11 protein-coding genes and 1 pseudogene are annotated in these 14,333 nt (G+C 44.7%); 1 reads left to right on the plus strand and 11 read right to left on the minus strand.

Annotation, left to right across the window (positions count from 1 at the left end; all coding sequences use genetic code 11):
• The 9 genes from PKO01S_RS27015 to PKO01S_RS27060 all read right to left on the minus strand — a co-directional run.
• Window positions 1–949: HAMP domain-containing protein (locus PKO01S_RS27015; RefSeq protein WP_164779798.1), on the minus strand; the 949-nt coding region annotated here is incomplete at its 3' end.
• Between the two features lie 346 nt (window positions 950–1,295).
• Window positions 1,296–3,497 (minus strand): hypothetical protein, encoded by a 2,202-nt coding sequence (locus tag PKO01S_RS27020; RefSeq protein WP_127534552.1) that lies wholly within the window; start codon window positions 3,495–3,497, stop codon window positions 1,296–1,298.
• Between the two features lie 4 nt (window positions 3,498–3,501).
• Window positions 3,502–4,275: a protein phosphatase 2C domain-containing protein gene (locus PKO01S_RS27025; RefSeq protein WP_127534553.1), complete on the minus strand. Its 774-nt coding sequence runs from the start codon at window positions 4,273–4,275 to the stop codon at window positions 3,502–3,504.
• Between the two features lie 10 nt (window positions 4,276–4,285).
• Window positions 4,286–5,116: a vWA domain-containing protein gene (locus PKO01S_RS27030; RefSeq protein WP_127534554.1), complete on the minus strand. Its 831-nt coding sequence runs from the start codon at window positions 5,114–5,116 to the stop codon at window positions 4,286–4,288.
• Between the two features lie 144 nt (window positions 5,117–5,260).
• The gene (locus PKO01S_RS27035; RefSeq protein ID WP_127534555.1) at window positions 5,261–6,013 is read right to left on the minus strand and encodes a gluzincin family metallopeptidase; all 753 of its coding nucleotides are present in this window, start codon (window positions 6,011–6,013) and stop codon (window positions 5,261–5,263) included.
• Between the two features lie 228 nt (window positions 6,014–6,241).
• Window positions 6,242–6,985 carry an SDR family oxidoreductase gene (locus PKO01S_RS27045; protein WP_127534556.1) on the minus strand — a complete coding sequence of 248 codons (744 nt, stop codon included), beginning with the start codon at window positions 6,983–6,985 and terminating at the stop codon, window positions 6,242–6,244.
• 26 nt (window positions 6,986–7,011) lie between these two features.
• Window positions 7,012–8,073: an NADH:flavin oxidoreductase gene (locus PKO01S_RS27050; RefSeq protein WP_127534557.1), complete on the minus strand. Its 1,062-nt coding sequence runs from the start codon at window positions 8,071–8,073 to the stop codon at window positions 7,012–7,014.
• A gap of 165 nt (window positions 8,074–8,238) precedes the next feature.
• On the minus strand, window positions 8,239–8,901 hold the full coding sequence (locus tag PKO01S_RS27055; protein ID WP_127534558.1) for an MBL fold metallo-hydrolase: 663 nt from the start codon (window positions 8,899–8,901) through the stop codon (window positions 8,239–8,241).
• Window positions 8,902–8,956: 55 nt separating this feature from the next.
• A complete protein-coding gene (locus tag PKO01S_RS27060) occupies window positions 8,957–9,979 on the minus strand; it encodes a zinc-binding alcohol dehydrogenase family protein (RefSeq protein ID WP_127534559.1) in 1,023 nt (340 codons plus the stop codon).
• Window positions 9,980–10,141: 162 nt separating this feature from the next.
• On the opposite strand from PKO01S_RS27060, the gene PKO01S_RS27065 reads away from it, so the two are divergent.
• Window positions 10,142–10,519: a winged helix-turn-helix transcriptional regulator gene (locus tag PKO01S_RS27065; protein ID WP_127534560.1), complete on the plus strand. Its 378-nt coding sequence runs from the start codon at window positions 10,142–10,144 to the stop codon at window positions 10,517–10,519.
• Window positions 10,520–10,611: 92 nt separating this feature from the next.
• Here PKO01S_RS27065 and PKO01S_RS29845 read toward each other — a convergent pair.
• A pseudogene (locus PKO01S_RS29845) lies at window positions 10,612–10,713 on the minus strand (hypothetical protein); the annotation flags it as partial.
• 529 nt (window positions 10,714–11,242) lie between these two features.
• Window positions 11,243–14,311 (minus strand): non-ribosomal peptide synthetase, encoded by a 3,069-nt coding sequence (locus PKO01S_RS27080; RefSeq protein ID WP_127534562.1) that lies wholly within the window; start codon window positions 14,309–14,311, stop codon window positions 11,243–11,245.
• Window positions 14,312–14,333: the final 22 nt, after the last annotated feature.

The raw sequence follows: 14,333 nt of genomic DNA on the forward strand, positions 1-14,333 counted from the left end.
GCTCGTTGATTAGATAATCCAGTTCATCTGTTTTAGCAGCAATCGTCTGCATATACTTGGTATATTTTTCAGGGGTGTACGCGACTCCCTCCATAATGCCATCCACATATCCTTTGATGGCTGTGAGTGGAGTCCTCAAGTCGTGCGAGATATTCGCAATCAATTCTTTGCGGTTAGTCTCATACTGTGCCTGTACCTCAATTGAATGCTGCAGCCGGGAACGCATCTCTTCAAAAGCCACACCTAGTTGACCGATTTCGTCTTTACCATCGACGTTAACCCGAAAATCCAAATGACCATCTTTAATTTCTTGTGCTGCTTTTCTCAACACTTGTAATGGCCGAATGATTCGGGCTGACATGAATTTCGTTATCAGGATGTGTGTGATGATAAGCACAAACAATAAAGAAATAAATAACGAAGGGAAATACTTTCTAATGAAGTACGTCATAGGATCAATTTTCGAAATGATAAAAAGCGTTCCCTGATCATTACCACGAGTGACAAAGTCAAATGGCATAAAGAAATAGTCCGCATTGGCCATATTAATGATTGTATTGTTACTATTCCCTTCAGACTTCTTGATCGTCGACAACGTCTCCGTCAAACCCGGTAGTTGCCGGATATCCATCGAACGATATACGATTGCTTCATCGACCCGAACGACCAAACCTGCGTTCAAATCTGACAGCTCTGCAGTCATTCCGTCAAGATAGGTACGATCCATTAATAAGCTCGGATCACGCTCAACCGTCCTTCTAATTTCTCTGGCAATATGCTCCATATCGGCATGATCGAAATTTTCTTCAGTCGTTTCAGCTAACCCTTTAATATTTTGCAAATCCCCCTGGAAAAAGACGACCATGAGTACAGAGATAAGGATAATGGAGATAAGTGGAATGATTAGCATCGCCGCATAGGACAAGAGCAATTTCATTCTAATGGACATTCGGAAATTCTCCTCCATAATTATTTCATTCAACCAACTCGCAAGGCTGTTCGTATGTGCAATATCATAAACTAGTTCTTTTCATACATCATAAACTCGTCATCTGAAGGATTAGTGAACTAGTTCTTAAAAAAGTCTTAACTTAATCGTTATACGATAAAACGATCAGCAATCATAATTCTCATTTTAAACAAAAGCATTTAAATAAAAACAAAGGTAAATCCGTATAATTTACGTCTTTACCTTTATTCGTTTAGGAGCTTCGATAGCTGTGGAACGAAACGATGATAGTTATTATCAACAAATAAACCTCTCACTGAAAATGATCAGCGGGAGGTCTCTTCGTTTACCATCGAAACAGGAAGACTTGCTTTAAGTATCTTACAAAATGAACATCCTTGTACGATGCCATTCGTTTGTTCAGATCGCGATATTCCTCCAACTTGTCTGAAAGCCATTTGCTTCGTTCATCGATCTGCATGTCAAAGCGATGAAGCTCGTTCTCAAGCCGGATTCTAGCAGCCTCCGCTTCCTTCGTTAAGGAATCCAGCTCAGGCTGGTAAGCCTGCTTGATCACATTTAACCTTTCCTGTGCTGCGGTTTTATGCTTTTGTTCCACATCAGTTAATTGGGACTTCCGATCCCTATACTTTAACGCTATGGCGGAGATTTCACTGCGAGGAAGGACTGCAGGAATGTTAGCTCGATACCTGCGTTCGATTTGTCTTTTCCAATTGACCAGCGCCTTCGCTTGAGACCGGCTCATGCCTACATGAACAGAACCGCCGTTTCTTAAAATCAAATAGGCCTTGTCGATTTGTTTGCGCCCATAGGACTGATTGATCGTAATATCCATAAAATCAGCTGGCGTACGAATGCCGTTCGTTCTTAAACGGCGTTTCATCTCATCGTCGATTTCCGGAATTTTATCCTGACTAATCTTATGTTTGATGATTTGCTCTTCCAGCCATTTTTTTTGGAACAAGGCCAGTTTGCTGGACAACTCCGTTTTTTCCTCTTGGTCAATGTTCCGTCTTTCGCCATCTAACCCGCTTATAAGAATATAAAGCTCCTTCTCCACCTCTTCCATTGCATGCCTTTCCCGATGAGCAGCTTCCTCGAATCTTTGCACGCAATCAGATAACAATTCCTCTTCCATTTGACTAACATTTTGCTTGTTTTCGTTCCACTCGCTCCATTCGCTTCTCAATTCGGATATGGCAAGCTCCAGCCTCTTTATGTGTTCGTACGCGGCTCTCTTATCTTGGACGGCGTGAACCTTCCCATAACGCCAGCTTAAAAAGGCGGCCTCCGTTCCAAAACCTATCATCGAACTGAAGAGTATCGCAGCGACCGGGGCACTGCTGTACAGGGCAGCCGCGGCTACTGCTGTAGCGATTAAAATCAGGTACGAAACGAAGCTTTCCAGCAAGAACAAATACATGGAACGCTGCTTGTGCGAAGCCGCCCCCAACGTAATATGGTCCAAGACCCATGACGCTCCACCGGAATAAGAAGTTTCTGGCGGCGATATGGCGGCAGCCTTCCGCGGCTTCCGCTTTAATAGTCGATCATACAAGACAGTTAGTAGTGTTCGAATTGTTGTATTTTTAGAGTAAGCCGAGATATGAAGGCTTGAAGGTTGCATAGCCCCCCCCTCCGAATCGGGATCAGGGAGTCTAGGAACCTCCGGCACTTCCAATGCCGCGAATGCGCGAAGGGAGTTTGCCGATGTTCGTACCGTTTCGTCTTCAACAAGCGCCAGCAATTCGAACGCCCGTGAAACATCTGGACTAACAAAGTCATTCCGTCGAAAAAGGAGGCTTTCCTCCCGCTCTCCCGCTTCAAGCGAAAGCCATAATGAAGAATCGGCACAAACAGCTGCGATCGATATCCACACTACCCATGCCGAGAAGTGATCGATATAGGGGCCGAAATGCCCTTCATTCCTTCCCGGATGTTGATAGTTTCGATGACCGAGCTCGCTGCTTGGCATGCCGTTCAAAGCGGGGACATACATCCCATCGTAGTCGATCAGAATGATTTCATCCTTGTTGATCAATATATTTCCATGCTGCAAATCACCATGTCCAATATTGGCCGAGCACAGCTCGCGGATCATGATAATCCATTTATCTGAGAGTTCCTGCAGCAGTTCGGTACGATGCAAATTCCGCCCAATGTATTCGGCCAGCGACTCCCCTTCTACCCATTGCATTTTCACAACCGGAAACCACTGACCGTTAATGTTGATGCCTTCGGAAAGGTATTCGAATGGTACGAGATAAGGCAGAGGATTGGATCGTAAATGCAGGCTGATGGCATCGTAACGGCTCTTCTGATCCTTTACATTGTTCGTGAAGCACCTGACTGCCCACTCTCGCTCACCGCACTTCAGTCTGTATACGCTGGCGAAACTTCCCGATATCGGACGGGGCAGGCCGAGCTTATCCAATTCAGGGCGGCCGGCCTGAAGATCCGGGTCCTTGAAGCAGATGCGCGGATTTTGGATGGCTTCCCTATAATCCTGCGGAGTGGGCCAGAGCATCGCCTCACTTCCCTTTAACGAGTTTTAGACGAATGAACGTAACATCATCGTTCCTTAGATAGAAATATCCTTCACGGTGAGGCCGCCGTCTTTCTTCATGCACGAGATGGTTAAAGTCATGCTCATCGGCTAGTTGATGTATTAGCCTTATCACGCTGCGATCTTCCTCATAACGAGTCAACAGCCAACAGGCTAGGGCGTCGGTCATCAACCAGAATACGTCTCCCGCTTCGGCGGTACCGCTCCATAGGCGAACAAACTCTTTAAGCTGGACGTTATTGGCTGCGTTACTCGAGATGAGAACCGGCCGACGCCTGAAATCATCGGCTGTGCTTAAAGGAAATGAGGCGACCATCGTATCCCCACGAACATGAAAAATACAGCTGTCACCGACCGCCATCGCATCAAACGCCGCGGATTCGTCATCCGCCGCAAATCGGAACGTGATCCCCGCTAATGTGGAAAACGCCCCGCTGCTGAGCTTCTCTTGCGCGTACCAGGGAAGACTTTTGCCGTTCGTTTTTTTCTGCCAGGCTTTCGATAATGGGGAGATTGCTCTATGGATCTGTATTCCGCCGAATCTGCCGTAACAATACCCGCTTACGAGTAAATTCGCCCACAGATCAGCATATGAGGACTCACTAGCCCCGTCGGCTATGGCGAATCTACAAATTGTCGTCTCCTTGTGAACCTGTGTGCTGCTATGGGAGGCATCCTCGTATTCATCGCTGCGATTTCCTGCCTTCGGCAATAAAAAACATTCGCTTTCGATACGCATAACAGAAGCCCTACCGCAGATTGGCCGGACGCGTTCCGATATCGAGCGCCTGGATTACGAGAGTCAAATCCGCATTGAGCACAAAACCTCTCGCTCCATCCGAAAGATTCAACTCGTATTCCTGATTGGCGACTCGGATCATAAAAGGCGTCAGCGGACTTGAGCCTTCGTAAAGCACCCTGGAATACGCGTCAGGCAGCGCATCAGCGGTATCCGGAAAGCGGAGCTCCACCGCGCTGGGATTGTCGGAAATGTGCAGGTTAAATAACAGTACATTTCCGTCATCCGTCGATAGCGCTCTTAGTAGTTCCATTTCTAGTGCCGGATTGCCGTCGGTCGATTCCCCGTCCGTGATATGAATGACAACCGGCGGAAAACAATGCGCGTACTCACTGATCCATTGAGTAAGGACGGTATGAGCCGTTCTCATCGCTTCGCACATCGGAGTGCCTCCGTTAGCTACGGGCTCAAACCAGACCGGAAACTTGACGAGTTGATCAACTAGCCCGCCTGCCCCATCCGGCACTTTCTTCAAACGTTTATCCAGCTTTGACGGGTTATCGGCAATTTCGCTTATCGGCACCATTTCTTTCCCCGCTAGAACACCTCCGAACGCCGGACCGACGCCGGCGCCATAGCCAATTACGCCAACATGATAGTAATCACGTATCCCTTCCGATTTGGCGCACTTGATAACGAGATTTTGCAATAACCGGTTGATGGCGTCCGAAACGCTCTCAGCCTTCGTGCTGGCCCCGAACGGATCGGACATCGATCCGGATTGGTCTATAATAAACAAGATACACGACGGATTCGAACGGCTGATTTCAGCTGAATACATGCGCTCACCCCTCACAATAGGTACATGTTTATTCCTATTCGAAAAGTGGCCGAGTATTGACAATAAAAAAGCAGCTGGCGCAGAAGAACTGCGACAGCTGCTTTCAATCGTTTGTTTACTTCTTCGCCTAATAATTTTGCTTAATTAATTCCTTACATTCTTTTCAATCGCTATATAAACATCATCAAAATGTCCACCTTTATTTAAATCATCTATCAATTTTACTAAACCAGACTTACCAACAATCCCATACCACCTTGAGACCTCATAACACGCCAACTCGTAATTTCTATGACTTTGTGCATTAGGCAGAAATGCGGAGTGGGAGTCCAAAAGGTTAAAATCTATTAGGTTTTTACCGTTATTCGTTTGAATGTTCCAAACCATTTCATTATCTGAATATCTGCCATCAATCATTGCGGCTAAACCTTCATCAAACCATACTGGCACCTTACTGCTATTTTTAAGCCTTTTTCTTAATTCAGCATGTGTAAATTCATGAGCAATAACATTTTCGTTAAAACCTCTTGTTCCGATAACCATGTAGTTATTCCACGGGAAATAATAGGTTTGCCCAATATCTGAATTTGCATATTTTTTTAGAGTCTTTTCTGATTTGGCATAGATTAATATGGGAGTCGATTCTCTTTGACCGAAAAGAGCCTCTATTTTTTTAGTAGCCGATTGAACATAATAGATTAGCTCTGCTTTTTCGTTCTCACTACTATCAGGTTCGACGTACACATGATGAACGATTTGTTTCATATTTGAGTATTTGACCAAGACGGCATTTGTTTGCTTGGTATAAATCAAATAGTAAATCAGTGTGGCGAGAATGAATATCAGAATAATAATAAAGCTGACAATCTTGATCCTCTTTTGTCTGAGTAAGATCAACGTAATTTCTCCTTTATCGTTCCCGTACAATAATGAACCCTGCTTGAAGATATCCCATAGAAGCAAGCCCTATATTCAGTATACTTTGTGTCCCTGCTGGACCTTGCAGACCAACGTCCCTTCTATAGAATACAATAGCTGCATTACAACAAAAAAGGCCCGTCTCATTAAACGGGCGAAAGATAGTACTTCGTTTATTCGGCTGGGAGCAAAAAGATAAACTCAAACTTACTCTACGGCACCTTTCATCGCTTGATACATTTTTTCTACGTATATGTCGATTTCGTCACGTGACATGCGCAAGCGGTTCAGGGATGAGCCATAGCCAATCTCCTGTTTACCTTCTTCGAACCCTTGGAAAATTCCATCCGCGAATGCATCTAAAGGCTCTCCATTATGATTGGTGAAGGCAGTTTGAACTGCCGGCGGAGCCACTTCAATGACTTCTATCGATGTATCGGAAAGCTGGTGTCTTAGACTCATCGTAAAGGAATGAAGTGCCGCCTTTGTTGCTGAGTAAATGGGACTAATTGCTAGGGGGGTGAAAGCCAACCCGGACGTAACATTCACAATAGCCGTATCTTGTTTCGTTGAAAAAAATGGTGCGAACAGCAGAGAAAGATGAACAGGGGCTTCAAAGTTGACCGCAATTTCACTGTTGTAATAGCTCCAATTCTCTTGTTCTTTCAACACATGAAACTGATCTCCCATCCCCGCATTATTCACCAGTACGTTGACGTCTGGATAATTCGTGGTCACCCAGTCAAACAACGCTGCACGCTCAGATTCAAGCCCAAGATCACTAACTCGAGTAATGAGACTTGGGAACTTCTCCTTAGCATCCTGCAGAGCACTTTCACGTCGCCCGCAGACAATGACCGTATTGCCAGCTTGGATAAACCGCTCTGCGAAAGCCAGACCAATTCCAGAACCTCCACCAGTGATTAGTATCGTGTTCCCCGAGAGTTTCATCCCAGTTGCCTCCTTGAATAATTTCATTAGTACAAAACATTAGCTGATTCTGCAGTAAACGGTATTAACTCGTTCCATCGGCCATCGCGGAGCTTGACTGCCCAAGCGGGATCAGCGAGCAAAGATCTCCCTACGGACACCAAATCAAATTCCTCCCTGTCCAGTCTTTCAATTAGTTTGTCGATGCTGGACATCTCTGCCCCGGAGCCTTTTCCTTCACCTAAGTAAGTCATGACGTCACTGTCCAGCCCGACCGAACCAACCGTTATGGTTGGTTTGCCAGTCAGCTTCTTGACCCAACCTGCCAGATTCAGATCAGAACCGACAAATTCAGGCTCCCAGAAGCGGCGGGTGGAGCAGTGGAATACGTCGACACCGGCTCTAACTAGCGGCGTGAGAAATTGATCGAGCTGCTCGGGCGTCTCAGCCAGCTTGGCCATAAAATCGGATGATTTCCATTGTGACAATCTCAGCACGATCGGAAAATCTGGTCCGACGGCCCGGCGGCAAGCTTCAATTAACTCTACAGCAAACTGTGTTCGCGATACGATATCACCGCCATAACGGTCAGTCCGCTGATTCGTTTTTTCCCAGAAAAATTGATCGAGCAGGAACCCATGTGCTCCTTGGAGTTCAATACCGTCAAAACCAAGCCGCTTAGCATCGGCTGCCGCCTGCGCGAACGCTTCGATCATTGTCGTAATCTCCGCCTCCGTAAGCTCTGTCACGTTACGGTTTGGTTCTGTGCTGCCAGCATGGAATAATTGCGGAATAATCTTACCTCCCTCTGCATGAACCTCTTCCACTACCTTGGACCACCCAAGCAGTGCTTCTTTCCCATAGAAGTGCGGCAAATTGACGCCAGGCTGCTGATGAGCATCCGGATGGTTCACAACCGTTCCCTCCGTCACAATAAGACCTACACCATTCTCGGCCCTGCGCCGATAATAGGCAGCGACATCCGAACCTGGAATTCCATCAGGGGAAAAAGCGCGTGTCATCGGAGCCATCACGATGCGGCTTTGCAGTGTCATATTTCCTAAGACAACAGGTTTAAACAATTCCTGAACGGTTTGAGTTGTATTCATGTTTTCCTCCAACAATGTGTTATTTGTACCCCGAACCGCTGTTCACAGCAGCAGTCTTGAGGAAATTATTAATTTATCGGAATATTCAGTTATTAAAATCGATATTTACGCTTGTCCTGATGGAAGAGATCTCCAACCAGACTTTCAATGGATATTTGACTTCTCTTAATCTCGATACCTCAGCACATGATTTGCATACAATTCATCATGGTAGAGAAGTTCATGTCCATGTGAAGAGCTGAGCAGTGCGGGTTTGATTTCATCAATAATTGCGGCGCTATCAATGTTCTCGTTGACATCGATGCTAAAACTTCTAATCGGTGGATGTAAATCCTCCTTACTTGTAATAAAGAGATCCCCCGTTAATAGCACATTGTCCGTTTCATGATGGTAGATGACATGCCCAGGAGAGTGCCCAGGTGTTAGATAGTATTGGACAGGCAGATGTGCAAGTGTTTGTTCAGTTAACGGCAGAACCCTATTGGCTACCCCTGTATTTTCTAAGGTATTGAAGTTCGGATAAGGTGCTTCTCCATTAATATAAACAAGTTCTTTCTCATGGGCATAAATAGGAATGTCAAACTTCTCCAGCCACTTCGCAGCACCTTGAATATGATCACTATGGCCATGGGTAAGTAAAATGGCTTTGGGAGTACCAATAGCTGCGGCTGCCCTCATCTGAGCATCTACTAATCCTTCTAGACCTGTATCGATGATATAAACATCATCCTGATCTTTAATTAACCAAGTATTGACGGGGATATGGATAGGTTCAGTGACTACCGATTCGCATTTATATACATTTTCCGAGAGTTGAATCAGGTTCATAATAAGCACTTCCTTTTAGTAAGTTTTGTAATTTCCGAAATCGTTTTTGATAACATTAAAAATTTTCAATGGCAATTTTACCAATAACTCTGCCCGATTCCAGCAAAGAATGAGCTTTTCGTAAATTCTCTGCATGGATAGGGGAAAGACGTTCGCTCAGGGTCGTTTTAATCTTTTTACTATCAATTAATTCAGCTACTTCGTTCAAGAGCAGGTGCTGCCCAATCATGTCTTCCGTTTGAAACATGGATCTAGTAAACATCCACTCCCATACAAAGGTTGCGCTTTTGTTCACTAGCGACTGCATATCAAGCGGCCCGTCTGAAACGATTGAGCATATGGTTCCTTGAGGTGCAATCGCGTTCGCCATGTTTGCCCAATGCTTAGCTGTTGTGTTAAGACAAAGAATGTACGGAACGTTGTCATATCCTAACTGCTTTAATTGGGGGACGAACTCTTCGAAGTGGTTGATGGTGTAGTCAGCCCCTTGTTCTACAGCCCAAGCAACGGAATCCGGTCTGGAGGCCGTTCCAATAACGGTCAGTCCGGCCCATTTGGCCAATTGGACAGCTATAGATCCGACCCCGCCTGCAGCTCCAATGATAAGAATAGCTTTGTTCTTATTTTCGTCAGGGTCGCGACTAATGTTCATCCGTTCGAACAATGCCTCATAAGCAGTCAGCGTTGTAAGTGGCAGGGCAGCAGCTTGTGCAAAATCCAAAGATTGTGGCTTTTTCCCTACAATCCTCTCGTCAATAAGATGGAATTCACTATTCCCTCCTTGCCGGGTAATGTCACCAGCGTAATAAACCTCATCGCCTGGACGGAATAACGTGCAATCTGGGCCAACTTCTTCAACAATACCTGCCACGTCCCAGCCTAGGACTTTGGGCTTTTCTTCAACCTTTGCTTTAGGCGATCGAACCTTGTAATCAACTGGATTAACGGCGACAGCCTTTACACGAACGAGCAGATCCCGGCCAGCAGCAACTGGCTTTTCCAATGTGAGATCCAACAAACTTTCTGGGTTTTCAATAGGCAAATAACGGTGCAATCCAACGGCTTTCATTGTTTTCATCGTACATTTCATCCCTTCATCTAGTTCTTTAGAGTTTGCATATGGTTCCCTTTCGTGTTCCGACTTCTGTTATAATAATGCAGTCATCTACATTATGTAAGTACGCACATTTTTGTTGTGTAGTATACTTTTTTATACTAATACTTGAATGGAGGCATTCAAATGAAACGTATTAATAATGAGCACTCCGCTTGTCCTGACCCCCGCGGATGTCCAGTGGAAGTTACATTAGAAGTGGTCGGGGGCAAATGGAAGGGTGTTATTTTATACCATCTACTATCAGGGACAAGGCGCTTTAATGAATTTCGCAGATTAATGCCAGATATCACACAGCGAATGTTGACCCTTCAGCTCCGTGAATTAGAAGATGGCGGGGTAGTACACAGAGAGGTTTATAAAGAGATTCCGCCAAAGGTTGAATATTCTTTAACGGAGTTCGGTCGTACCTTAGAACCCATTATTAATCTCATGAGAGACTGGGGAGAGAAGTATACCCAGGAGCTTGATAACAAAAGGGGGATGTTAGTTAAAGTGGAGTAAAAAATGACTTGAAGGCGGCATGCGTTATCCAGGCAGGTTGCTTTGCGAGAGTGGCTGCCTTTAACGCCGAACGCCTCTAATCGTGTGTTGTACGCCTGAGACGTATACTGGAAGCCTTGATCCGAATGGAGCACGGCTTCCGAGACGTCTCTTTTGCTTGTCCACTGCTTTACAGTATCCAGTACCAGTTGCACATCGTTACGTTCGGACAACTGCAAGCCTTCAGATAGTCTCGTTCTTCCTTAATGCTGTCAAAGACTGTGCGAGGTCGCCCCTTTAGTGGGTTTGGTCCGTTGCCTTTCCACTCATCGAACGACTCCCCACTTTTCCATTTCTTGACCCACACCGTGAACAGTTACGAATTCCTTCTCGTTCTGCTACCACCCTGTAGCTCGATGAACCTCCTAAATACGCCTTGACTGCCTTCAATTTGAATTCTTCTGTATAGCTCTGAAATGTCTGTCCCTTTTTAGCCAAAAAAAATATCCCCTCCAAGTGACACTTAAACCTCACATGATAGCATGAAGGTTTTTATGAGTGTCTACTTGAAGGGGATAACACCACATCGCCGACTTTTTCAATACACTAGTCGTTCACTTCTTCGCCTTATAAAACTCATGATACTACGGACATTCATGATCCCAATGGCGTTCATAGGAGTATTTCTCAACAATTTTCATCTACTATAGGACGGAATTACAAAGCTATATTTATTTAACTCGCTCACCTCATTGTTATAAAATAATCCGGATTCACCTTTTCATTTTTATTATCAAGCTGCTTTTCAAGCAATTCATAAAGCTTCGTAACGATCGGAATCTCTTTGACTTTTAGGTTTGTTATGTCACCTATAAGCTCTTTTATGACTGCATTAACCTTAGCATTATCGGATGATTCGAAATTATACCTAATAGATAACCATTTGATACGTACCTTATTGGTCTCCTCAACAAGCTCATGTAATTTCTGATTCTCGGTTTTAACCTCTTCACTTAATCCATAAATATCATCCAGATAACGAATTCGACTATATAATCCTTGTTTATGCTCATAGATTAAGTGAATTGCACGGTAATCGATGGTATACATTCCTGTTTTTTCTCTCTCTTTTAACCTCTCGATTACAACATCATAAGTACGAATTCCATATTCAATTTTCTCCTCCTCAGCGTAGCCAAATGTATAAAGCCTGTAAGGATCTTCAATCGAATATACATAATCATGTAAGTCCATAAGGAATTTTCTATTATTAAATACAAACTTTTTCTCCTGCGAGATGGGTCTTACCAACTTCACAGCCGACCGTTCACACCATGGAGCACCCATCTTATAGTATTTCTTCCCACTGGTAAATGCACGCTGCATTTCATCATAATCAAATTCCAGATACGAGAATACTTGTGACTCATCAAAACCGATTCCCTGAAAAGTCCTCTTATTATCATCATATCCATAGATTAATGACGCATGAACAAAATGTTCCCGCTGATAGGTACGTTTGTTTTTCAACTCCATCTCATCAACGTTTGCAGTTATATAAAATCCAAGACGCAGTTTATTCTTTACAAAATCGACAAAATCCTCATTCTCCCTAAACATATGGTATCCAAGCGTCACTACCTCAGATACATCATTGTATGAATCTTCTGGCTCTATATAATCTAAAAACGTATGACCCGGTGCATCATCTCGGGCAAAAATCTGAATATAATTGGAATAATACCATCCCTTATAATTGCCATTCGCAAGAATAATGCATAACGGCATACTTCGGTGCAGATAAGCCCTTACATCCTCCTGCAGCACGACCGGAAGCTCTATTTTGTCTTCGAACTTAACAGAATCAATATCCATGTCGACTATTTCTTCAATCATCTGCTTATTTTCTACACCTGCATTTATTTCCTCCTGTTCACTAACCGATCCGTCAATCTCCTCCATGTATCCTGCCAGTTCGATAATGCTGATATTACTCAATATCTCTCTTGCTCTTGCAATATAGCCGTATTCCCTAAGCTTTGATATAATCCTTATTGCTTTAATTGAATCTCCGCCCAGTTCAAAGAATGTATCGTTTGTACTGACTTCATCAAGATTAAAGATGTCTCGATATGCTTTACATATTGCGGCTTCTTTATCATTCTTAGGTTCCATATACATTGTAGTGTCTGGGTTCTTAACGATCTCAACCATGCTTAACCTTCGTTTATCTGCCTTGCCATTTGTAGTAACCGGTATTGAATCAACTTGTCCCATATATGCAGGAACCATATACTGTGGAAGCTGTTTCATTAAAATGCTTCTTATATTCCTTATATCAATTGTTTCATCGGATGTAAGATATGCGTATATGACTTTGTCACCGCTTGCATCTGTCCTTGCAATGACGGCTGCATCCTTTATGCAATCTATCTCCCGCAATACGTTTTCAATCTCTCCAAGTTCAATTCGGAAGCCTCGGATTTTCACCTGTTCATCAATTCTTCCGAGAAATTCTATATTCCCATCGGGAAGCCATCTTGCCAAGTCCCCGGTACGGTACATTCTGTCCTCTCCGAACGGATTTTCGACAAACTTTTCTGCCGTCAGTTCGGGCCGGTTCAGGTATCCTCTGGACAAGCCTGCACCTGCTATGCACAATTCGCCAGGCATCCCGATACCAAGCATCCGATTGTCCGCATCGGTCACGTAAACGCTCGTATTCGCAATTGGCTTTCCGATCGTAAGCGAATCGCAGTTATCCAGACGGTCAACCAGCGACCATACTGTCGTTTCGGTCGGCCCGTACATGTTATATATCCGAGCTGGCGTAGCCGCTTTAAGCCGATCAAGCAAAGATTGAGATAGCGCTTCTCCCCCTACTAGAATGTCTTTCACCCTTGCCAGATGTCTGCTCATACTAGGCGAGCTTAGCAGCATTTGTAACCTGGAAGGGGTCAACTGAATCAAATCAATGGACGTATCCTCTAGCAGCACCGCTAATTTATCCGGGATTGTAGTTTGATCATCAGTCGCGAGAATCACTTCCATGCCCTTAGCAAGAGGCAATAGCGTTTCCAACACAAAAATATCGAATGATAGGGTAGTCAGAGACAACACCGATCGACCCGGAACGAAAGTAATGCGTTTCAACATGCCTGCAATAAAATTGACCACGTTTCGATGTTCGATCATGACGCCTTTGGGCTTTCCGGTAGTTCCTGAAGTATAGATGGTATACATCAAATCCTTTGGCGCATTGACATGCACTGGATTTGCAGCCTCACCTGTATAGACCTCTGGATCCAATAGGTCGATGACCGGAATATCTTCTTTGAACGGCAGTTCCGCCTTTCCGAGCAAGATCGCTTTCGGCTGGCAGTCTTCCAGCATATACTGGATCCGATTGTCCGGATAGCTAGGATCCATCGGCACGTAGGCACCGCCTGCCTTCATAACCCCATATATGCCGATCATCATCTCCATGCTTCTGCGGGCCAGAATCGCAACCCTATCATCTGGTCTGACACCAAGCTCCCGCAGTTTGTATGCCAACTGGTTGGCTTTCTCATTCAGCATCGCATAACTCATTGTTTCGTCTTCAAATACGACCGCGATATGGTCCGGCGTCCGCCCAACCTGTTCTTCAAACAACTCTACGACTGTTTTTCCTCTTGGATATTCCGTGGCGGTGTCATTGAAGGTCTCAATGATCAGCTTCTTCTCTTCTTCGTCCACCACACTCAGTTCGCTGATCTTCGCCTCAGGATTGGCCGTCAGTTCGTCCACCAGGCGGCTGAAGTGTTTCATCATCCGTTGTACAATTTCCTGCTTG

Source organism: Paenibacillus kobensis NBRC 15729, from assembly GCF_004000825.1.
In the GTDB taxonomy this organism is placed as follows: domain Bacteria; phylum Bacillota; class Bacilli; order Paenibacillales; family Paenibacillaceae; genus Paenibacillus_T; species Paenibacillus_T kobensis.